Source organism: Rossellomorea sp. NRS-1567, assembly GCF_050467885.1.
GTDB lineage: Bacteria > Bacillota > Bacilli > Bacillales > Bacillaceae_B > Rossellomorea > Rossellomorea aquimaris_C.
The window spans coordinates 184,366-205,451 of the sequence record NZ_JBITPL010000002.1 but is presented as its reverse complement, the minus strand read 5'-3'; the positions used below and the strand labels follow the sequence as shown (position 1 = coordinate 205,451).

The following is a 21,086-nucleotide window of genomic DNA, read 5'->3' as shown; positions in this document are numbered from 1 at the left end:
AGAGATCAGGAACCTACTGGTTTAAAAATCAACTCCCCTTAGAAATGAAAATATTCTAAGGGGAGTTTTATTTTGGGGGAAGTTTTCGAAAGAAAGAAAGGTCCGTCCCTCATTTCATTGATTTAAATCCTTTGAAGCGGTTGCGGGTTCCGAGGGAGTGGAAGAAGAGCAGGAGTGAGAGAAAGAGGATCGGGGATGTTATATAGATCGGAACAAGGCGCATGAGTCCGAGGATGTTTATGAAGAAGCTGATCAGGATTAACAGCAGGAGGATTCCGTATTTTATTTTTAATGCCATATCTTTTCCCTCCGGTGATAAGTTGTCTTATACACATGTATATGAAGGAGGAGAGGGGAACATGAATGGTTTTTGACAATATTGTGAAATACCATACAAACAACTTGCCAATACAAGTGGATGCGTGATATATTATCAGTGTGAAGTTGATCACAAGCAAACATATACCCCTTTGTTTGACCGTGAAAAATTTCTCCCATCCCCTTTGTTCGTATTGAAAAACCGATGTTGGAAACAACATCGGCTTTTCTTGTTTATAGGCTTATTTTAATATATTGAAATAATTAATTACTTATATATTTCCAGAAAGTTCCGTGCTTTGCAGGGAGCCTCTTTACTTTTTGCTGAAGTGTCCATTTCTTCATTTGCTTTTCTACTTCTTCAATGGATAAATCATAGACAACGGCTATTTCCTTGGATGCCACAACACGATAATATTTCATAAATACATCCAGTGGAGGCAATGGTTGCTTATTAGGCTTCTCTCCAAGCATTTCTTCAATAATATGAACATATACCTCGTAGGAATACAATCCTGTGATCTTTAAGCCTTCATCTTCAATATTTTCATTAAAGAAAACCAATGTAGGAATTTCTTCCACTTCCATCTCAGATGTGATCTTTACATCACACTGAAAGGCTTTGGACGCAGATGATGAATTGATATCGTTCATAAATTCACTCAAATCAAGCTTGGCGGCTTGAGCACACTCCTTGAGTACCTCGATATTGGAAATGTCCTGTTTCTGTAAGAATAACCGTTCCTGTAAAAACCTTAGAAACCGGATACCCGAATGCTTTCCTTGAAGCTCGGCAGCTTTAATGGCGAAAGAAGCAAGATAAGGTGAATCAATTGGATTATCTATCCATAAGCTTCCGTCGCATGACATCCCTGAACGGCTGGCTGTTTTATCCCATTGCTGAGCTAAATCTTCCTGCTTACGTTTGGTCGCTATGTTTAAAGAGGCAAGCTGGCCGCTCAAAATGTAACGAATACGAAAGTATTGTCCGTATTCAATGTGCAATTTCTTTAAGATTGGTTCAAGAGCCCAGCATTCCGGGCAAAGAGGGTCAACAAACATATATATTTCCAGTGGTTTCTTATCATGTCCACACCCTTTAAGGTGATGCCAGCTATTTGTTCTAGTCAATGCTATTACCCTTTGGTGTTTCTGTATTCACCATATGATGGGCGGTTAATACGAGTCTGTGAAAAAAGTCATCTCTTACTGGACCCTCTAGATTGACTTCATCCATTGCCTCATGCATACAGCTTAACCAAGCTTTCGCCCGTTCCTCCGTGATGGGAAATGGGAGATGCCTTGCGCGCAGCATGGGGTGACCATGCTCTTCTGTATAAAGCGCAGGACCACCTAAATATTGAGTTAGAAATTGTTTTTGTTTTCGAGCTGTCTCGGTTAAATCATTAGGGAATATTGGTGCTAACTCGGGATGATTCGCTACTTTATTATAAAAAGCTTCAACGAGCATGGAGAGTTTCTTTTCGCCGATAAGATTATAAGGCATTTGTGGTTTCTCGACCATAAGAATGACTCCTTTTTACTTAGATTGTATGTTTATTCTAGCAAGCATTTATTTATATCTCAAACAAATAGCCTTACATCAACTTATTATTCAAAATTAGTGTAGCCTTTTTTCTGATGTCTATCCCGATTTCGGGAACTTTGCGGGGGTGGATTTAAGAGGAGGCAGGACTATCAGACTGTAGTTTTTGTCTTAAGTCTCAATAGGGAAATACATTAGAAAAGGCTGACCTGGAAGTAGAGGTCAGCCTGCTTGAGGGGTCATGTGAAATAGCGATCGGTCACTTTTTTTACATAAGCAGTGGTTTCTTGAAACGGTGGGATGCCGTTGTATTTATCAACATTTCCGGGACCTGCGTTATAGGCTGCCAGAGCAAGTTTAACGTCCCCATTGTACTTATCGAGCATCTGCTTTAAGTATTTCGTTCCGGCGAATACGTTTTCTTCCGGATCAAAGATGTTGTTTACGCCAAGCCCCCTTGCTGTACTGGGCATGAGCTGCATTAACCCGGATGCACCTGCATGGCTGACTGCATTAGGGTTGAAGTTGGACTCCTGTTTAATAACCGCTTGAATCAATTTTATGGGGATACCATAGTGATCGGCCGCTCGGGAGATGATTTCATCAATCTCCTGGGGAGCATTCCGGTTCGGTTCGCTCAAAGCGGAAAGTCCAGGGGGAGGTGAAACAGAGAAAGCTGTTTTGGTTTCCAGTGCCTCTTTAACGGCCCCTAATGTTTGATTCATATTTAAATGGTTCTGGTTAGTGTGAAGTGCCTGATTTAATAGTTGTTGAAATAGATCACTGGACCCGCCGGTGTTTTGCTGAACAGAAGATATTGAACCCAAGCTGTTTAGAGCTTGCAACTCCATCATCGTTCTCAACTGCTGAACATTCATGAGTATAACTCCTCTTCTGGAAGACTTTTATTCATATACTATATCGGTAATCGTCAATCCTTTTTTAATTTTTCCAGGTAAAAACGTTTGATTTTGTTATCCGTCTCCCGTAGTGGAATGTTTAGTTCCTCCAGTAAGTTCAGGAATATAGCTTCACCTGATGTACGCTCTTTCACTTCATATTCCAGCTCAAAGTCTTCCTTTTGTAAATATGAACTCTTATCGAAGACCAGGAGCCCGTCTTTATAGTCGATTTCAGCCCGGCTGGTCGTCAGCGTTCCGAAATAATGAAGGGACCCAGTGGGGATTTGAAGGGAAATCAGAACATCTTTCACTTCTCCTTCAGGAAATGCCCCTTCATGTAAAAGAGATTCAGACTCTTCCTTTGTTAACCTTTGATTCGTTTCTAGTAGATCCTCTTCTAAAGGGGTTTTTAAGGTCAGCGTGTAAGTCCCGTTCTTCTCCCGGATTCTTAAGGCAGATTGTTTACCCTTTAATTGATAGTCCGGCGTATCAAAATAGTGATTGTCTTGAGATGAGAAATCCTCATCTTTTATATGAAAATGTGAAATTAATCTCGTAAATTCATCTTGTGTCACCAAATTCTTGAATTCTATTTCAATTTCCTGTGCCATAACAAGCATCCTTTCCTTGCATACTTCTTCTATTATCTCTTTATTAAAAGAGAACTTCAATGTTTAGATGAAATGGTTGTCTTATGTTAAAATGATACTGATTGTTTAATGGAAGGATGAAGAAAAGCATGAGGAAAATTGTTCAATTTAAACACACAACATATGAAAACGGTACATTATACTTACATACCGAGCAAGCAGATCTCCTGCAAGGGACAACGGCAGCTGGTCAAATTATTGCAGACTCCGATCGCTATGCTTTCGTATACTTAGCAGAAAATGAAGAGGAATATGTATACTTATACCTTGAAGAGTCGATCTGGGATGAATTGAAAAAAGCACTTCAAGATAAGAGTGCAGTCATTGCAAAGAGCGATGATTATTCTTTGGAGTTGGATCAATTCACTGAAGAGCTCGACTATCTTGTGACCAATATAGAAGGAAATGGGAACTACGGTGACGAAATGGTTAAAAAGGTAGAGAGCATATTTCTTAATAAGTAGTCGCGTAGAGGTGAGGAGAATGAATCACTGGGAACAATTTTTAGCTCCCTACAAGCAAGCGGTTGACGAATTGAAGATTAAGCTTAAAGGGATGAGGGGAGAATATGAACTTCATAACACACATTCTCCCATTGAATTCGTGACTGGAAGAGTAAAGCCAATCGCGAGTATTCTTGATAAAGCCAATCAAAAAGGGATCAAGCTATCGAATATTGAAACAGAAATGCAAGATATCGCCGGACTGAGGATGATGTGCCAATTCGTGGAGGATATTCATGTGGTAGTGGAAAAGCTTCGTGGACGGAATGACTTTACTATTATAGAAGAAAGAGATTACGTGACCCATAAGAAACAAAGCGGGTACCGTTCCTATCATATTGTCATTGACTATCCGGTACAAACGATTCACGGAGAAAAAAACATTCTGGTAGAAATCCAAATCCGGACACTTTCGATGAATTTTTGGGCTACGATAGAGCATTCTTTGAATTATAAGTACAGTGGACAGATTCCCGAGCAAGTACGTCTTCGCATTCAAAGCGCTGCTGAAGCAGCATTCAGACTGGATGAAGAAATGAGCTTGATTCGTGAAGAAATTCAGGAAGCCCAAGTCATATTTACAAACAAAAAGGAAAAGGATCAACGGGGGAAAAGCTCTTAACCAAATCAGCAGTGACTTGAAGGGGGTACACGAATGAAGTTTGCGATTACATCAAAAGGTGATTCGAAGTCCAATACATTAATGCACAAAATGAGGACCTATCTCCAAGATTTTAATTTAACTTATGATGATGATCAACCGGATATCGTCATATCGGTTGGAGGAGATGGGACGCTGCTTTATGCATTTCATCGCTACAGATCCCGGTTAGATAAGACAGCATTTGTAGGTGTTCATACAGGACATCTCGGCTTTTATGCCGATTGGGTGCCGGAAGAGATCGAGAAGCTCGTGATCGCCATAGCGAAGACACCTTATCAAATTATCGAATACCCATTATTAGAAACGATCATCCGCTATCAGCATGGAGGGAAAGAAACCCGTTACTTGGCGTTAAACGAATCGACGGTCAAAAGCGTCGAAGGAACCCTGGTCATGGACGTGGAAATCAGGGGCCAGCATTTTGAACGATTTAGAGGAGATGGACTCTGCTTATCGACTCCATCAGGTAGTACGGCTTACAATAAAGCGCTTGGTGGGGCAATCATTCACCCGTCTCTTCCAGCTATTCAATTTGCCGAGATGGCTTCCATCAATAATCGTGTATTTCGTACCATCGGATCACCTTTGATTTTACCTGCCCATCATACATGCATGCTAAAGCCTGTGAATGGACCGGATTTTCTGATCACCATCGACCATCTATCCCTTCTTCATAAAGATGTGAAGAGCATTCAATATCGTGTCGCTGATGAGAAAATCCGTTTTGCCCGCTTCCGTCCGTTTCCGTTCTGGAAGAGGGTGCATGATTCCTTTGTGGCGGATGAATGACTTAAGGCTAGGAAGTGTACGATGAAATTTTATACATTGAGATGGGTTATCCCTTCTTCCTATGACGGGAAACTGATGAGAGAGTTTCTAATCGATCAGCAGATCTCAAAACGTACACTGACTGCTGTGAAGTTTGATGGAGGGACTATAACCGTTAATGGAAACGAAGAAAATGTCCGATATCACCTTACAGAAGGGGATATTCTTGAGATGAGGTTCCCTGAAGAAAAAGGGAGTGAGTCGTTAGTTGCTGAAGAGATTCCATTGTCCATCATATATGAGGATGGGGATGTTCTCGTAGTGGATAAGCCATGGGGGATGAAATCCATTCCGACCAAGAATGAGCCGACAGGAAGTCTCGCCAATGCCATAGCCGGTTATTATGAGAGGGTAGGTATTGGTTCAACGGTTCATATCGTTACTCGATTAGATAAGGATACATCGGGGCTTGTTCTAATAGCCAAACACCGCCACGTTCATCATTTATTCAGCCTTCAGCAGAAGGGGCGGGAAATTAAGAGAACGTATGAAGCATTTGCAGAAGGTGGGTTGGACCCGGACATTGGTACGATCGAAGAGCCTATCGGCCGGAAACCGGATAGTATCATTGAAAGAGAAGTGCGGCAGGATGGCCGGTATGCACTGACACACTATCGAGTGAAAAAGCGGTTCCGGGATTTCGCTCATATTGAATTGAGATTGGAAACAGGGAGAACCCACCAAATCAGGGTTCACATGTCATTTATCGGACACCCACTTGCAGGGGATGATTTGTATGGAGGCAGTGTGGCGTTGATAGGAAGGCAGGCACTTCATTGTAAGAATCTGTCTTTTTTTCATCCTGTTATAAAAGAATGGGTGCATTTGGAGACTGTGATGCCTCGGGATATGCGGATTTTACTTGAAAGACAATGAAAAAAGAGGTTCTTTTCGGTTGAACTGAAAAGAATCTCTTTTTTTGTCTGGAGGGGGAACCAGCACTACTATACATCATTCAAACTCCCGAAACTTATCCTCTACAAAGGGCATGCTCGACCCTACACTCACCACTTCGATCTCAGGGTATCTTAAAGCCGTCAGCTTCCCGCCAAACACAGCTCCTGTATCAATATTGCAAGTCTTATTGACGGTTCGGACCTCTTTTACCGGGGTGTGGCCATAAATGATCCAAGCGTCACCCTTATAATCCGAAGCCCAATCTTTTCTGACCGGCGTACCGTCTTCATTTTTCTCACCTGTGATGTCACCGTACAGAACAAATGTTTTCACCCTATTACTCTGCTTTCCAATCAGCTCTTCTTTTATACCGGCATGGGCAATGATCAGCTTTCCGTCATCCAACACGTGATATAAAGGGGACTGTTCATACAAGGAGAGAAACATATCCCGGTAACGGTCTCTTTCACTCCGGGGAAGGGCACTCAGTTCTGCCACGGTCGTTTCAAGCCCGTGCAGGATTTTCACATTATTCCCAAGAAAGTAGCGATAGAGTTTATTACAATGGTTTCCAGGGACATAGTAAAGAGATCCTTTTTTAAACAGATGAAAGACCGTTGTAATGGTCTGAAGCGAGTGATGACCACGGTCAGTTAAATCCCCTACAAAGCCGAGCAGTCTTCCATGTGGATGAACGGGGAGACCGGATGTCCACTCGTACCCTAACTTCTGTGTTAATTCTTTGAACTCATTGTAACAGCCATGAATGTCTCCGATTATATCTATTTTCATATGATACCTACTTTCCTGTGGCATTTTTCTTTTCTTTTCGCTTATTTTATGCCATATTAATGATTCAGTCTTTCATATCGAAGGGATGTTTATTCATATTTAATATACCTTCCTTACATAACCCAAACCATATTAAAGACGGTTATCATTTCATAAGAGACATTCGTCTTAAGATTTGCTAGTATTATTACGACTATATACAATTCAAGATAAGAAGGAGGGCGTATATGATGTCTGAAGTAACCCAGGATCAAGCAAAAGAAAGAGATAAACAAGAAAAAGAAATGTATGATGAAGACCTTCTCATTAGAGCCCTTCAAGAAGAAGATCTGGATTTATTCCGCTCAGAATTCGTCCATTTACACTCTTATGACCAAGCAAAGTTTTTTTCAAAAATAGATGAAGCCCTGCGAAGCCGTCTGTATCATTATCTGTCTCCTGAAGAGATGGCGGAGCTTTTTGAAAGTCTGGATATAGATGAAGAGGATTATCAGGATATATTGGCGGAGATGAATCCTACATACGCCGCTGAAATGCTATCGAATATGTATGCCGATGACGCGGTGGATGTCTTAAATGAGCTGGATAAGGACCAGGTAGTTAGTTATTTAACGATCATGGATGATGAATCAGCTAAAGAAATTAAAGAGTTACTTCATTATGAAGAGTATACAGCCGGTAGTATCATGACTACTGAGTTTGTCGCCATATCAAAGAATCAGACCGTCCGATCTGCCATGTATATATTAAAAAATGAAGCCCCTAATGCTGAAACGATTTACTACATTTATGTAGTGGATGATGATAAAAAGCTAGTCGGGGTTATCTCCCTAAGGGATCTCATCATCAGCCATGATGATGTGATGATAGGCGAAATCATGAGTGATCGCGTCATGGCTGTAGGCGTCAGTGAAGATCAGGAGGCAGTCGCGAGACAAATGAAAGATTATGACTTCCTTGCTTTGCCTGTTGTTGATTTCCAGTATCACTTATTGGGGATCATTACCGTAGATGATATTATGGACGTTATGGAAGAAGAAGCATCTGATGACTATTCAAAGTTAGCTGGTATCGCCGATTTGGATTCCATCGACCGAAGTCCATTTAATGCTGCCAAGAAGCGTCTTCCATGGCTGATTGCATTACTTTTTCTAGGAATGTTCACCGCAAGCCTTATCGGGAGATTTGAAGCCACGTTAGATAAAGTAGCGATTCTTGCCGTGTTTATACCCTTAATCGCCGGAATGGCAGGTAATACGGGAACTCAGGCCCTTGCTGTTGCTGTTAGAGGGATTGCGACCGGTGACCTGGAAAAGGAAAACAAGATGTCTCTTGTAATACGTGAAGCGGGAACCGGACTTATAACTGGTACTACATGCGGGGTAGTCGTCAGCATCGTGGTCTATGTATGGAAAGGTGAATTCTTCCTGGGGGTTCTCGTTGGGATCTCCGTGTTGGTCTCATTATTTGTTGCAACGCTCGCTGGTACATTAGTACCGCTACTTATGCACAAACTAAAAGTGGATCCAGCTGTCGCTTCAGGTCCTTTTATTACGACGATAAATGATATTATCAGTATTTTAATTTATTTTGGTTTAGCGACATTGTTTATGAATTATTTAATATAGAGAGAAGAGAGAGGGGGAGGTATAGATGGAACAGCATGCGTCCGTTACATCATTAGTTATTGTCATTCTTGTAGCTTTTTTAACTCCCATATTGCTGCATAAATTCAAACTCAATTTTATCCCTGTAGTCATCGCAGAAATCATTATGGGGTTAATAATAGGTAAGAGTGGATTTGACATCGTTCACCAGGACATGTGGTTGGAAACACTGTCTACACTTGGATTTATCTTCCTCATGTTCTTAAGTGGACTGGAAATTGATTTCACTGCTTTTTCAGGAGGTAAGAAGAAAAAAGAAAGGTTACCGAATGGAAAGGAAGAACCGAACCGCCTCCAGGTAGCGACTATTATTTTCATCGGGATATTCTTTGTTTCACTTGGCCTGTCTTATCTGTTCGTCTTATTCGGGCTCATTGATAATGCATTCTTAATGACCCTTATCATCTCCACGATTTCACTTGGGGTTGTGGTTCCTACACTCAAGGAAGCACATATCATGAAAAGCGCCATCGGGCAAATCATTCTGCTTGTGGCGGTTATTGCAGACCTTGTGACGATGATTTTACTGGCTGTATTCGTGTCACTTTACGGTGAAGGTCATGGAAACATGTGGCTTCTCCTGATCCTGTTCGGTGTTGGGGTGCTCTTATATTTCCTGGCAAAGAGGTTGAAGAACAATTCCTTCATCAAGAGCTTGTCGACAGGTACCGTTCAAATCGGCACACGAGCGGTCTTTACATTAATCATCCTCCTTGTGGCTGTATCTGAAACCGTTGGGGCCGAAAACATTCTAGGTGCATTCCTTGCCGGTGTACTGGTATCATTATTGGCACCAAATCAGGAAATGGTTCATAAGCTTGATTCCTTTGGTTATGGATTCTTAATCCCGATCTTCTTCGTGATGGTAGGGGTTGAATTGGATCTTGGCTCACTGCTCAGTGATAAAAAGATGCTTCTGTTGATTCCATTACTTCTGCTTGCTTTCCTGGTTTCGAAAATCATCCCGGTTTACTTATTAAAGTATTGGTATGATACGAAAACAACGATTGCATCAGCATTTTTACTAACATCAACGTTATCACTTGTCATTGCAGCTGCGAAAATCGCTGAGAGAATGGAAATCATCTCAGCACAGATGAGTGGGACGCTCATATTAGTAGCCGTAATCACGTGTATCATTACGCCAATATTCTTCAAAAAGCTCTTCCCGAGGGAAAGCGCAAAGGAGAAAAAGCTCAAGATTACATTCCTGGGAGCGAATCAACTTACGATGCCGGTTTCAAGGGAACTCCATTCCTCCCTTTATGAACCTGTCTTGTATCATACAAAACAAGATAAGTCTGATCGTAATATTGCTGATTCTTTGTTTACCATCAATGAAATTGATAATTACGAGTTAGACACGCTCGAAGAGAACAACATCTTTGATTCGGACATCATTGTGATCTCAACCGGTGATGAAGAAATCAATGCAACACTTGCCGTTACCGCTAAAGAATATGGTGTGAATCGTGTCATTGTAAGGGTAGAGAGTCCTGACTTACATGAGACACTCCGAGAACAGGACATTGAAGTATATTCTGTATTCCTGTCAACGAAAGCCTTACTGCGTGCACTCATTGAGTCACCATCTGTCATGAATATCCTTACGAACCAAGAGACATCGCTTTATGAGATTCGCATGCTGAACAGTCAATTTGAAGGTATGACCCTTCGGAAATTTCCGTTTACAGGAGATGTTATCTTTGTTCGGATCTTTAGAGGAAAAGATTCCATTGTTCCACACGGAGATACAGAACTTCACATGAACGACCGCTTGATCGTCACCGGTTCAAAAGAATATGTAGATGAACTAAAACGCGAGCTTGAATTCTGTGAGTATTGCTAAGAATAATCAACTTCCCAAGAAACTTTCTTGGGAAGTTTTATTTTTTAGAGGAGTTTACACTCTTATCACTAATATCTAATAAGAAAGAGATACTAAAGGGGGGCATGAAAATGTGGGAAACAAAGGTAATGGAAATTAGAGATAAGGTGAAAGAAAGCTTCATGGATGTACCTGTTGAGAAGCTGAATGAAAAGCCTTCGCCACAGGAATGGAGCATAGCTCAAATTGTTCTCCATCTGGCTGGAGCTGAAAAAAGATTTTTAACATTGGCACTGGAGTCAGCGGAGAATCAATCTGGAACATGTGAAGATAGAGCTGATTTATCCGTGTTTGATGATCCATCCAAGAAATTGAAGGCACCAATAGAACCAACTTCTGAGTTTCAAAAAAAGGAAGATTTAATTCTAGCCTTAGATGAATCCCGGTCATACACTTCACGCTTCCTGGAATTATACACGGAAGAAGCTTTGAAAAATCAATCCATGAACCATCATCGATTTGGAGATATGCCCATTTGGCAAGTGTTAGAGCTTCTCGGTAAACATGAACAAAGGCATTTAGTTCAAATTGAAGAAGTTAAAAGGCGAATCCTGTAGGAATTCTTCTTTTCTTTTGTGGTATATTACTGTAGAATTAGTATCAGGTACTAATAACATGTATAAAATAGGAGGATTACAATGACTCTTTCATTAAAAGGTAAAACATATGTCGTTATGGGAGTTGCGAATAAACGCAGCATAGCGTGGGGAATTGCCCGTTCCTTACATCAATCAGGTGCACGTTTAATCTTTACATATGCAGGCGAGCGTTTTGAAAAAGGGGTTAGGGATCTTGCCGGGACTTTGGAAGGTGGAGAAGATTCATTAGTGCTGCCTTGTGATGTAACAAGTGATGAAGACATCGCAAAATGCTTTGCAACGATTAAGGAAGAAGTCGGAGTGATTCACGGACTTGCCCACTGTATCGCTTTTGCCAATAAAGAGGAGCTTGCTGGTGATTACATGAATACAACAAGAGACGGGTTCCTTCTGGCTCACAATATCAGCTCATACTCCTTGACAGCAGTTGCTAAAGTAGCGAAGGATCTTATGACTGAAGGTGGAAGTATCGTTTCCATGACCTACCTTGGTGGTGAGAGAGTGATGCAAAACTACAACGTAATGGGTGTAGCAAAAGCATCTCTTGAAGCGAGTGTGAAATATCTTGCCAGCGATCTTGGAAAGCACGGCATTCGTGTGAACGCGATCTCTGCAGGACCGATCCGCACCCTGTCTGCTAAAGGTGTAGGTGACTTCAACAGCATACTGAAAGAAATCGAAGAGCGTGCTCCGCTCCGCCGCAATACAACACAAGAAGAAGTCGGTGATACGGCTGTATTCCTTTTTAGTGATTATTCAAGAGGGATTACAGGTGAGAACCTGCATGTAGACTCCGGTTATCATGTATTAGGTTAAATAAAGACATACGGAACCCTGGCTGCATACTGCAGCCGGGGTTCTTTTGTTATGTAGAGATAGTATTTATCTATAGCTAATATGAAACTCATAGGCGGTTCCTGCATACATATAAATGTAGAATGTAAGGAGGGATAGGATTGAATAGACAGAAAAAGCCACTATTATATATACATCAACCCAGATTGAATGATGTGAAAAGCAGCATGCAGGAAGTCTTTAGAGGGTCGTCAAGTATCGTTCAACCAAAAAAAGAAGAAAGAAACACCGGGCCAATCGAAATGAAAAGGAAAAGCGCTGAGTTATTTGAAGCTGCTCCATTAGGGAGGTTAAAGCAGCCTGAGTATCATACGATTGTAAAAAGAGAAACTCAAGAGGTTCGGCCCATTATAAAAGAGACTCCTAATAGTGAAGAACCAAATCAAGGTGAAGTAGGGCGGGAACACTCACATGACGGTTACTTTAAACCACTTACCCCATTTAAAGACCTGGATCTGGATGGGAAAATTGAATATATGCAGCAGAGTATAATGGGGAGAGCCCCATTCCCATGTGCGTTTCAAACAGAAGAAGGGGTGTATCGTGGTGTATTAACCAGTGCAGATGGCGCATCCATTGATATCAAAACGTTTCAAGGTGAAGAAATCACGTTAAAAAGAAATTCTATAAAGGCGATCAAAATCATTGGATTGAAATAAAAGAAGCCAGCCGGAAATTCCGACTGGCTTTTTATTCTCGTGCTGATTAGTCACAAACTCCTTCTACTCTTACATCATCGATACATTGAATAGCGCAGAAGCAATCCAGATCAACTGTGATACAATCTCCAGTCAATTCGTAAATGAAGTTATTGTTTAACCCCATTAATTCGTCTTCTGATTCTACGTCTTCACCTGTAACATGAACTTTCTTCAATACTTGAAGTGTGGCACAGCAGTCGTCAAATACATTCTTCACACGGAAGTAAGGTGTTTTCCAGCAATAATGTTTAGGGTGAACCTTGAATAGGTCTCCTTTTTTATTATAAAGTTTGAAAACACGAGTATTTGGTGCATTTCCAACTGGACTTACCAAAGATCCTAATGGCTCAAGAAAACAATCATTTTTACAATCAAAACAGTCTTGATCTGCTGCATCTTGAACATCTTTAATAGCGCGAACAGCAAGGCATACACAACCGCGGTCTCTTGCACCTGCAATGTCATCTCTTCTGTGATTACCGCAACCCATAAGAATTTCCTCCTTAAATAATTTTCACTACACTAATAACATATTGTAGAAGAGGAAATTGGGTAACGGACAAATGCCCCTTTTAACTAAATTGGGCGGGATATAGTTTATATAAGGAGTGGGAATATGGAGATACTTGACATAATTATATTGGGTATTGCTGTGTTTAGAATGACTCACCTCATCGTATTTGATAAGATAACGGAATTCTTAAGGTCTCCTTTTTTTGATGAAGTACCTGAAATGTCAGAAGATGGGGTGGAAGAAATCTTCCTTGTACCCAAAAAAGGTGGAATAAAAGGGTTTATAGGTGAGCTATTATCATGTTATTGGTGTACAGGTATGTGGGTTGCTGTATTCCTTTATGGAGGGAATGTTTTTTTTCCTCAATTTTTCATCCCGATTATCACAGTATTGGCAGTTGCTGGAGTTGCTTCCATATTAGAGGCGGCTGTCCAAAGTTGGTTAAGAGAGTAGTTCATTAGGTAATTAGTGGAAACAAGCTTGCACTATCGCACATATAATGGTCGTGAGGGTCATGGTAAAAGGAGGGCGATCATTATGAAGAATACTTCTACAAATAGCAAGAAACCAATAAATTCCCCCATTAAGAAAAAAGGGTGCGGTTGTGGATCAAAAGTGAAGAAAAGTTAGGCTGCTCAAAATGGGCAGTCTTTTTTTTTCATAAAATCTCACTTTAAGAAAAAAATAAAACATGAGTACAAATAAAAGAGGGATATGTCATGAACAAAAAACGAATCATCATCGTTCCACTTACGATACTTGTCTTAATAGGCTGCGCCAATAAGCAAGATGGAAACGACAGCAAGATTGCGCTTATGAAGAAAACCGATCCGCCGCCCATTGAGTTAGTGGACAATCCTGAAACAGACAGCTATGGACATGCCATTAAGAGAGAAATTTCGAAAATGAAAGAGCTATATGACGTAGCGGTCATTCAAGGAAAAGAAGAAACGCTCGTGGTATATAAAGTGAAGCACCTGCAAAGATTTCATATGAAGAAAATCGAAAAAAAGATGGATCGTTATTTAGAAGATAAATATCCGGATGAAGACTTTATATTGTCCAGTGATTACAAGATATTTCTAGAAACCATCCGCTTAAAGGAAAAGCTTAAGAAAGGTTCGATTCCAAAGAAAGATGCGGAAAAGAAGTTCCAGGATATTGTGAAGCTTCAAAAGGAAAAGACGTAGGAGGAATGTTTTGTGGGGAAATCACCAAAAACGCCCGAACAGAAAAAATACGTACAGTTGGAAAAACAATACGAAACAAAGAGACCTCTACTCAAAAATGTACTGAAGGCTTTCTTTGTGGGTGGATTCTTCTGCTTAGTCGGTCAGGTCATTACGTATATATTTATTTATTTCTTTAATTTCACTGAACAGACGGCAGGGAATCCAACTGTTGCCACTATGGTATTTATATCAATGCTTCTGACGGGCTTTGGCGTGTATGATCATATCGGTCAATTCGCAGGGGCGGGTAGTGCTGTCCCTGTCACCGGGTTCGGAAACTCAGTTATATCAGCAGCCATCGAACATAAAACGGAAGGGTATGTCTTGGGTGTCGGCGGCAATATATTCAAGCTTGCAGGTTCGGTCATTGTATTCGGAGTTTTCTCGGCCTTTGTCGTAGCATTAATCAAGACAATCTTAATTCAATTGGGGGTGATTTAATGCTTCAGGGTTCAAGGTCATGGGTCTTTCCTACACATCCGGCCATCCTGTCTACCGGTGTCGTTGGCGGTCCATTTGAAAAAAAAGGGAACTTAGCTTCGGACTTTGATCAGTTTTACGATGACCTGTGGATGGGACAGGACACATATGAAAAAGCCAATCGAACTCTCATTGAAGATGCGGTTCAAATTGCGTTGGAAAAACAGTCTCTCCAAAAAAGCGATGTACAGTTTTTCCTTACGGGGGATCTAATTAATCAAATTACCCCATCAAGCTTTGCTGCCAGGACCAATGGAATCCCATACTTCGGATTATTCGGAGCATGCTCGACGTCGATGGAGGGGTTGGCGTTATCTGCATTCTTGGTTAATTATCATGGGGCTCAGCATGTAGTGACAGGGGCATCCAGCCATAACTCTGCAACTGAGAGACAATTCCGCTACCCGACTGAATATGGCGGTCAAAAGCCTCCAACAGCTCAGTGGACTGTAACAGGTGCTGGTTTCGCAGTAATTGGAGAAGGAAAGTCTGTTACAGCCCCTGCACCGAGAGTTACCTCTGCAACCATCGGCAAGGTGATGGATATGGGATTAAAAGATCCTTTTAACATGGGAGGAGCCATGGCACCGGCTGCTGCTGATACGATTGCAGGTCATTTTCAAGATTTGGGGAGAGATCCTTCTTACTACGATTTGATCATCACAGGTGATCTGGCTAAGATCGGCAGGCGGACAGCTGTTGAAATGCTGAAAGAAAAAGGATACAACTTCTCGGATCATCAATTTAAAGATTGTGGATTACTGATTTATGGAGAAAATCAGCCGGTCCAATCCGGAGCAAGTGGTCCAGGCTGTTCAGCTACAGTCCTGTACGGTCACCTATTAAATGAAATGAAAAAAGGGACATATAAACGCATTTTAGTTGTGGCGACGGGAGCCTTGTTATCACCATTGACATTTCAGCAAGGAGAAACAATACCCTGTATTGCTCATGCGGTTTCCATTGAATATATGTAAAGGAAAGGAGGAAACGAAGTGTTAGCGATGTTTTTTTGGGCCTTTACAGTAGGCGGGATCATTTGTGTGATTGGTCAATTACTGTTTGATGTTGCTAAATTAACTCCAGCCCACACACTAAGCTTACTAGTGGTGGCAGGGGCGGTTTTTTCAGGATTTGGATTGTATGAACCTCTCATTGATTTTGCCGGTGCAGGAGCAACCATTCCCATAACAAGTTTCGGTAACGCCCTGGTCAATGGAGCCATGCAGGAATCACAGGAACATGGTATAGTGGGAGTCCTGACCGGGATGTTTGAAGTGACAAGCTCAGGGATCTCATCGGCAATCATATTCGGTTTCATTGGGGCACTCCTTTTCAAACCAAAAGGATGATAGAGGTGAAAATCGATGCCTGAATATTTAGAGGTGGCGTTACGCAGTATATTTATCTTACTTTCCTTATTTGCCATAACCAAGTTACTTGGGAAGAAGCAGTTATCTAAATTGTCTTTTTTTGAGTACATTACAGGAATCACGGTTGGGAGCATTGCAGGGACACTATCAATGGACCTGGGTCTTCCTTTAATTGAAGGGCTGATGAGCATCTTTTTATGGTTTACCTTTCCGCTCATTTTCTCCTTTCTTTCTCTTAAGAGCGTTCGATTCAGGCGATTTGCTGAGGGGAAACCGACTGTTTTCATAAAGGATGGAAATATTGATGAGAAGGCTTTAAAGAAAGAAAAGTATTCCGTTGATGAACTGCTGGAACAATTGAGAAAGAAGGACGTGTTCAGAGCTGCAGATGTGGAATTCGCGTCACTGGATACCAACGGAGATCTAAGTGTCTTGCTCAAAAGAGAAAAAAGACCGCTTGTTCGAGAAGATGTATATAAAATCTCACAAAAGTCCACCCCCCCACAGGCAGTCATTTCAGATGGGGAAATAGATGAAGCGGCCCTGCAAGAAGTAGGATTTCCCCTGCCCTGGTTACAAAAAGAGCTAGCCAAAAGACAATTGCAAGTTGAATCCATTTTCCTTGCCCAACTGGACTGCGAAGGAAACCTGACCTTCGACCTGTACAATTGGACAAACACACAATAAATTCTCCAAAAGCCCATACGTATTGTTCTCTCTATACATATGTTATAAGAGACTAAAGGTAAAAGAGAGGTGAAATTATATGTATGGATATGGATACGGTGGCTGTGGATATGGCGGCGGCGGTTATGGCTCAACATTTGTATTGATTGTTGTGCTTTTCATTCTCTTGATTATCGTTGGAGCTAGCTTCTGTTAGAAAGGGGTACAAAAGGCAGAATCCTCATTTGAGAGATTTTGTCTTTTTGTTTTATTTGGGAAATTCATAATCACGCTCCTGGGTTTTTAACATATGATGCTTATAGTTCAAAGGAGGCGTGAAGGAAATGAATAATAACTTTTTTAAGAATTTAGAGAAGAAGACAGGCGTAAACATGAACGAAGTGTTAGAGCTTGCGAACTCATTACAAAACGCAAACTTCAAAGATGAAGCAACCGTTAGAAGCGTCATTAAGCGCGTATCTAAAATTGCCAATAAACCCGTAAACAAGGAAATGGAAAATAAGATTGTGCAGTCGATTGTGAACGATGGGAAGCAATTAGACTTTGGAACCATCTCCAATATGTTAAACAAGGGGAAGAAATAAAAGTTATAAATAAAATGAAGGAGAATGGACATAAAGGTGCGTGCCAACACGTATTTTATGTTAATTCTCCTATTTATTTTTTGACCAAGGTGTAGGACTGGTCAGATTATTCATCCAGGCATGATACATATTTCAACAATATCTGTACAGACCCTAGAATCGATAAAGCCTATAAAAAGTTTAATGTACCACCCTATATGGGTAACTACTACCAAGGAGGTAATGAAAATGGGATACATTGCTCCAATTCCTCATCATCAGTATAAACAGTATCAGGAACGAGAATTAAAAGTTGAAAAACATCCGTTTACCTTTCTCCCCGTACAACCTGTAAAACCCATGAAAAATAAAACTCAAGGACATACTGAAGAAGCAGAATCGTCCTATCATGTACTTCAATCAAAACAACGCAAAACTTCATACGAATCACTCTCTAAACCTTCCATCCCAACAACATTATTAGCCCAGCTAACAGGAAAAGGAAAGCACTTTAACGAATATGTATAGAGAATTTTGAGGGGCGTTTTTTAGGCACTTTAAAAAATCCCAAAAGGAGCATTCCTGATGGCATTTTTTACATTAACTGCCCATATCGGGCCCCTGACATATTTGGAGGTAATCACTTGAAACTACAAAACCTTGCCGAGCATTGCTATGCATTTACCGGGAGTGTTACCATTGGCTACTGCATCAAAGAAGGAAAGGGTCTTCTGATTGACAGTGGTTTGGATGATTCTTCCATGAAGAAAGTGATCAAAATTTTATCCAATGAAGGACTGCCATTGGATTTTTGTGTCATCACCCACGCCCACGCCGATCATTTTGGAGGAGCTCACTTCCTGAAGAAAAAACATGGGACTCCATTGGTTGCTCCAAAACTTGAAAAAGCGATCATGGAGAATTCAATCCTGGAACCGATTTATCTATTTAATGGGGCTAATCCCATTAATGATTTGAGAAATAAGTTTCTTGAAGGACAATCAGTGGTCATTGATGATGAGTTAAAGATTGGTGTAAATAGCATTGGTCCTTTCACTTTTGAAGCAATTGACTTACCGGGTCATTCATATGGTCAGGTGGGGTTGCTTATTGAAGATGTTTTATATGCAGCGGACAGTTATTTTGGAAGGGATACGTTGGAAAAGCATGTCATTCCGTTTATCATTGATGCGGATCAAACGCTGGATTCATTAGAAAAACTCCTTCACATTCCATGCAAAGGAGCGATTCCGGGACACGGGGATTATGAAGAAAACTTTGTTAATACGGTTCACGAGAATATCGATCTTCATGAAGAACGTATGAAATCTCTTCTAACACTTGTAAATGATAGTGAAGTAGGCTTTACTTTTGAAAAGATCATAAAAGAGTATTTGAATGTACATAAAATAACTGTATCAAATGTTGGACAGTGGCTTTTGTTCAGAACATCGGTAACCGCATACCTTACCAGTCTCGAACGAAAGAAACTCCTATCATTCACAATTAGAAACAATGAACTTATCATTAAGCCTCATTAATAACCTTGTACTAAAAGGCTTTCTCCTTCTTCCCATTCAGCATACAAAACGTCCTTGGAGGAGAGGAAGCCTTGTTTTTTTATTTCGCTTAAAAGCCAATCCTCCCTTTGTTCGGCCAGCTTTAAATTATCGTAAACGATTTCTCCATCCACAATTAAAGAAAGTGGGAGGGAAGCATTTTTTGCCGGTATATTAAGGTCTTGGCGCTGTACGATTTCATAAAGCGGTTTTCGAATGACACTCAGCGTACCGTCAGACTCCAAAAGGGCATATTCACATTCCCTTACTGAGAAAATATCTTTAGCACGAAGTAGATGCTGCAGTTGATTCAGATCTAAGTGATTTTTCTTCAGCTCATGGAAGCTGATCTTCCCTTTATTGATGATCAAGGCAGGCGTACCCTCCAGCATATGACGAAACCGTCGGGATTTCTGGGTGAAATACTCTGTAAAAAAGATCAAACTCCCCCAGATAAAAATGGCAGCAAGAATCGGAAGCACAGTGGTCTTTCCATCATAGAGGGAGTTTCCTACAAGTTCACCAAGAATTAATGCTGAAATGAAGTCAAAGGCAGATATTTGAGTGATTTGAGTTTTACCAAGAATTTTTGTAAGGATCAATAAAGCAAAATATCCTACGATTAACTCGATGGCAATCGATGTGATTCCCATAAGGATCCCCCTTCCCATACACTTCCCCATTATCGACGAGTTGATATTGTAATATACTTCTTTATATGGGAATTGATAAAGCAAAAAAGGAACAAGCAATGAAGCTGATCAGCTTCATTGCTTGTTCCTTTTAGATATCCTTCTTCATTGTTTTATGAGGGATTCCTGCGTCCAGGAATTCATCAGATGTAACTTTATAACCTAAGCCTTCATAAAAAGGGATGGCATATGTTTGGGCATTTAATTTTAATTGGGATAAGTGCTCCTGCTTCGCATATTTTTCAATGGCAAGCATGATTTCACGCCCAGCTCCTTTTCCCCTGACGGATTCTAAGACGCATATTCTTTCAACTTTCCCAAGTCCATCTAGAATTCGGAAACGGCCTGCACCTACAGCGTGTGTTTGGTCGTAAAGGACAAAGTGAGTGGAATCGTTTTCGAATTCATCGATTTCTTCTTCAAGAGGAACCTTTTGTTCTTCCACAAACACTGTCTTTCTTATGTTGAATACCTCTTGGATCTGATCTTCTGTTTTTGCAACTTCGACCTTCAACTCTTACTCTTCCTTTCCTAAACGGAAGGTTTCGTAAACTGTCCAAGAGCCGTTTTCCAATTGATACAACAAGTGGAATCGGTCAATGGTTTCTTCATGATCGATTCCCAGCATACGAAGGGATCCAAAAATATCCGAGTGCTCATCATTCGAAAGCTTTTGAGCGACAGTAATGTGAGGAACGAATGCGAATTCAGGTTCGTCACCCATGAAGTTTTGATTATGCATGTCATCGTGTAACCCTTGCAGTTCAGGAGTGGAGTTCACCTTGAAATAGATTACATTGTTCACAGGCTGAAAAGAACTTACTTTGTACACTTTTAAATTGAAGGGATCGTATTTCTTTGAAATAACATTTAATTTATCAGCTATATCCTTGATTTGATCATCATCTGCACTAAAGACATTCTTTAATGTCAAGTGTGGTGGAACCAATGCATAATGAGGATCATAACGTTTCCTATAAGAGTTTGCGATATCTTGCAGTTTTTTCGATGGGAAAATGACTATACCATAATTCATTTTCTTCAATCCTCCTCTATATAACTATCTTTGTATTATGTATAGTATAGCAAATTTTTCAAAAATTTAATATAGGGCGAACGGATAGGTTCTCCTTTTATCAAGTGATACCTGCAGCTCCCTGCATTCATTTAAAGAGA

29 protein-coding genes are annotated in these 21,086 nt (G+C 40.7%); 19 read left to right on the top strand and 10 right to left on the bottom strand.

The window, feature by feature from the left end:
- Positions 1-109: 109 nt before the first annotated feature.
- The 5 genes from ACIFOD_RS02725 to ACIFOD_RS02705 form a co-directional block, all read right to left on the bottom strand.
- On the bottom strand, positions 110-298 hold the full coding sequence (locus tag ACIFOD_RS02725) for a hypothetical protein (protein WP_113969963.1): 189 nt from the start codon (positions 296-298) through the stop codon (positions 110-112).
- Positions 299-582: 284 nt separating this feature from the next.
- A complete protein-coding gene (locus tag ACIFOD_RS02720) occupies positions 583-1,449 on the bottom strand; it encodes a ClpXP adapter SpxH family protein (RefSeq protein WP_397553383.1) in 867 nt (288 codons plus the stop codon).
- On the bottom strand, positions 1,442-1,843 hold the full coding sequence (locus ACIFOD_RS02715; protein WP_430313376.1) for a globin: 402 nt from the start codon (positions 1,841-1,843) through the stop codon (positions 1,442-1,444). The genes ACIFOD_RS02720 and ACIFOD_RS02715 overlap by 8 nt, the downstream gene beginning before the upstream one ends.
- A gap of 260 nt (positions 1,844-2,103) precedes the next feature.
- Positions 2,104-2,742, bottom strand: a complete 639-nt coding sequence (locus tag ACIFOD_RS02710) for a lytic transglycosylase domain-containing protein (protein ID WP_430313375.1) — start codon at positions 2,740-2,742, stop codon at positions 2,104-2,106.
- A 53-nt stretch (positions 2,743-2,795) separates the two neighbouring features.
- Positions 2,796-3,377, bottom strand: a complete 582-nt coding sequence (locus tag ACIFOD_RS02705; protein WP_397553385.1) for a CYTH domain-containing protein — start codon at positions 3,375-3,377, stop codon at positions 2,796-2,798.
- A gap of 128 nt (positions 3,378-3,505) precedes the next feature.
- Between ACIFOD_RS02705 and ACIFOD_RS02700 the strand changes: the two genes are divergently transcribed.
- The 4 genes from ACIFOD_RS02700 to ACIFOD_RS02685 are packed head-to-tail and all read left to right on the top strand — an operon-like array spanning position 3,506 to position 6,287.
- Positions 3,506-3,880 carry a hypothetical protein gene (locus ACIFOD_RS02700; protein ID WP_430313374.1) on the top strand — a complete coding sequence of 125 codons (375 nt, stop codon included), beginning with the start codon at positions 3,506-3,508 and terminating at the stop codon, positions 3,878-3,880.
- Between the two features lie 19 nt (positions 3,881-3,899).
- On the top strand, positions 3,900-4,541 hold the full coding sequence (locus ACIFOD_RS02695; RefSeq protein ID WP_113969968.1) for a GTP pyrophosphokinase: 642 nt from the start codon (positions 3,900-3,902) through the stop codon (positions 4,539-4,541).
- Between the two features lie 33 nt (positions 4,542-4,574).
- Complete coding sequence (locus tag ACIFOD_RS02690; protein ID WP_113969969.1) at positions 4,575-5,372, top strand: NAD kinase; 798 nt, start codon at positions 4,575-4,577, stop codon at positions 5,370-5,372.
- Between the two features lie 21 nt (positions 5,373-5,393).
- Positions 5,394-6,287, top strand: coding sequence for an RluA family pseudouridine synthase (locus ACIFOD_RS02685; RefSeq protein WP_430313373.1), 894 nt, complete (start codon positions 5,394-5,396; stop codon positions 6,285-6,287).
- A gap of 75 nt (positions 6,288-6,362) precedes the next feature.
- Here ACIFOD_RS02685 and prpE read toward each other — a convergent pair whose 3' ends face one another.
- Positions 6,363-7,100: a bis(5'-nucleosyl)-tetraphosphatase PrpE gene (prpE, locus tag ACIFOD_RS02680; protein ID WP_430313372.1), complete on the bottom strand. Its 738-nt coding sequence runs from the start codon at positions 7,098-7,100 to the stop codon at positions 6,363-6,365.
- Between the two features lie 284 nt (positions 7,101-7,384).
- On the opposite strand from prpE, the gene mgtE reads away from it, so the two are divergent.
- From mgtE to ACIFOD_RS02655, 5 genes are all read left to right on the top strand, one after another.
- A complete protein-coding gene (mgtE, locus tag ACIFOD_RS02675; protein ID WP_113970021.1) occupies positions 7,385-8,728 on the top strand; it encodes a magnesium transporter in 1,344 nt (447 codons plus the stop codon).
- A gap of 25 nt (positions 8,729-8,753) precedes the next feature.
- Positions 8,754-10,616: a monovalent cation:proton antiporter family protein gene (locus ACIFOD_RS02670; RefSeq protein ID WP_430313371.1), complete on the top strand. Its 1,863-nt coding sequence runs from the start codon at positions 8,754-8,756 to the stop codon at positions 10,614-10,616.
- A gap of 110 nt (positions 10,617-10,726) precedes the next feature.
- The gene (locus ACIFOD_RS02665; protein WP_430313370.1) at positions 10,727-11,212 is read left to right on the top strand and encodes a DinB family protein; all 486 of its coding nucleotides are present in this window, start codon (positions 10,727-10,729) and stop codon (positions 11,210-11,212) included.
- A gap of 81 nt (positions 11,213-11,293) precedes the next feature.
- On the top strand, positions 11,294-12,070 hold the full coding sequence (gene fabI / locus ACIFOD_RS02660; protein ID WP_397553774.1) for an enoyl-ACP reductase FabI: 777 nt from the start codon (positions 11,294-11,296) through the stop codon (positions 12,068-12,070).
- Positions 12,071-12,210: 140 nt separating this feature from the next.
- Positions 12,211-12,768 (top strand): CotO family spore coat protein, encoded by a 558-nt coding sequence (locus ACIFOD_RS02655; protein WP_430313369.1) that lies wholly within the window; start codon positions 12,211-12,213, stop codon positions 12,766-12,768.
- 46 nt (positions 12,769-12,814) lie between these two features.
- Here the strand turns inward: ACIFOD_RS02655 and ACIFOD_RS02650 are convergent, their stop codons facing one another.
- Positions 12,815-13,300: a CotY/CotZ family spore coat protein gene (locus ACIFOD_RS02650; RefSeq protein ID WP_397553776.1), complete on the bottom strand. Its 486-nt coding sequence runs from the start codon at positions 13,298-13,300 to the stop codon at positions 12,815-12,817.
- 126 nt (positions 13,301-13,426) lie between these two features.
- Here ACIFOD_RS02650 and ACIFOD_RS02645 point away from each other — a divergent pair, with 126 nt between their 5' ends.
- From ACIFOD_RS02645 to ACIFOD_RS02600, 10 genes are all read left to right on the top strand, one after another.
- The gene (locus ACIFOD_RS02645) at positions 13,427-13,777 is read left to right on the top strand and encodes a DUF1360 domain-containing protein (RefSeq protein WP_113969977.1); all 351 of its coding nucleotides are present in this window, start codon (positions 13,427-13,429) and stop codon (positions 13,775-13,777) included.
- Positions 13,778-14,043: 266 nt separating this feature from the next.
- A complete protein-coding gene (locus ACIFOD_RS02640) occupies positions 14,044-14,514 on the top strand; it encodes a sporulation protein (RefSeq protein WP_428973677.1) in 471 nt (156 codons plus the stop codon).
- A gap of 12 nt (positions 14,515-14,526) precedes the next feature.
- On the top strand, positions 14,527-14,997 hold the full coding sequence (gene spoVAC / locus ACIFOD_RS02635) for a stage V sporulation protein AC (protein ID WP_430313368.1): 471 nt from the start codon (positions 14,527-14,529) through the stop codon (positions 14,995-14,997).
- Complete coding sequence (gene spoVAD / locus ACIFOD_RS02630; RefSeq protein ID WP_430313367.1) at positions 14,997-16,013, top strand: stage V sporulation protein AD; 1,017 nt, start codon at positions 14,997-14,999, stop codon at positions 16,011-16,013. The genes spoVAC and spoVAD overlap by 1 nt, the downstream gene beginning before the upstream one ends.
- Before the next feature lie 18 nt (positions 16,014-16,031).
- Positions 16,032-16,388 (top strand): stage V sporulation protein AE, encoded by a 357-nt coding sequence (gene spoVAE / locus ACIFOD_RS02625; protein ID WP_113969981.1) that lies wholly within the window; start codon positions 16,032-16,034, stop codon positions 16,386-16,388.
- 15 nt (positions 16,389-16,403) lie between these two features.
- Positions 16,404-17,096, top strand: coding sequence for a DUF421 domain-containing protein (locus tag ACIFOD_RS02620; protein ID WP_430313366.1), 693 nt, complete (start codon positions 16,404-16,406; stop codon positions 17,094-17,096).
- A gap of 79 nt (positions 17,097-17,175) precedes the next feature.
- On the top strand, positions 17,176-17,292 hold the full coding sequence (locus ACIFOD_RS02615) for a YjcZ family sporulation protein (RefSeq protein WP_082051146.1): 117 nt from the start codon (positions 17,176-17,178) through the stop codon (positions 17,290-17,292).
- Positions 17,293-17,419: 127 nt separating this feature from the next.
- Complete coding sequence (locus ACIFOD_RS02610) at positions 17,420-17,680, top strand: stage VI sporulation protein F (protein WP_113970022.1); 261 nt, start codon at positions 17,420-17,422, stop codon at positions 17,678-17,680.
- 228 nt (positions 17,681-17,908) lie between these two features.
- The gene (locus ACIFOD_RS02605; RefSeq protein ID WP_430313365.1) at positions 17,909-18,187 is read left to right on the top strand and encodes a hypothetical protein; all 279 of its coding nucleotides are present in this window, start codon (positions 17,909-17,911) and stop codon (positions 18,185-18,187) included.
- A gap of 116 nt (positions 18,188-18,303) precedes the next feature.
- Positions 18,304-19,200: an MBL fold metallo-hydrolase gene (locus tag ACIFOD_RS02600; protein ID WP_430313364.1), complete on the top strand. Its 897-nt coding sequence runs from the start codon at positions 18,304-18,306 to the stop codon at positions 19,198-19,200.
- Here the strand turns inward: ACIFOD_RS02600 and ACIFOD_RS02595 are convergent.
- The 3 genes from ACIFOD_RS02595 to ACIFOD_RS02585 all read right to left on the bottom strand — a co-directional run bounded on the left by ACIFOD_RS02595 (position 19,197) and on the right by ACIFOD_RS02585 (position 20,946).
- On the bottom strand, positions 19,197-19,871 hold the full coding sequence (locus ACIFOD_RS02595; protein WP_430313363.1) for a DUF421 domain-containing protein: 675 nt from the start codon (positions 19,869-19,871) through the stop codon (positions 19,197-19,199). The genes ACIFOD_RS02600 and ACIFOD_RS02595 overlap by 4 nt on opposite strands.
- Before the next feature lie 130 nt (positions 19,872-20,001).
- Positions 20,002-20,424: a GNAT family N-acetyltransferase gene (locus tag ACIFOD_RS02590; protein WP_113969986.1), complete on the bottom strand. Its 423-nt coding sequence runs from the start codon at positions 20,422-20,424 to the stop codon at positions 20,002-20,004.
- A gap of 3 nt (positions 20,425-20,427) precedes the next feature.
- Positions 20,428-20,946: a YjcG family protein gene (locus tag ACIFOD_RS02585; protein WP_113969987.1), complete on the bottom strand. Its 519-nt coding sequence runs from the start codon at positions 20,944-20,946 to the stop codon at positions 20,428-20,430.
- Positions 20,947-21,086: the final 140 nt, after the last annotated feature.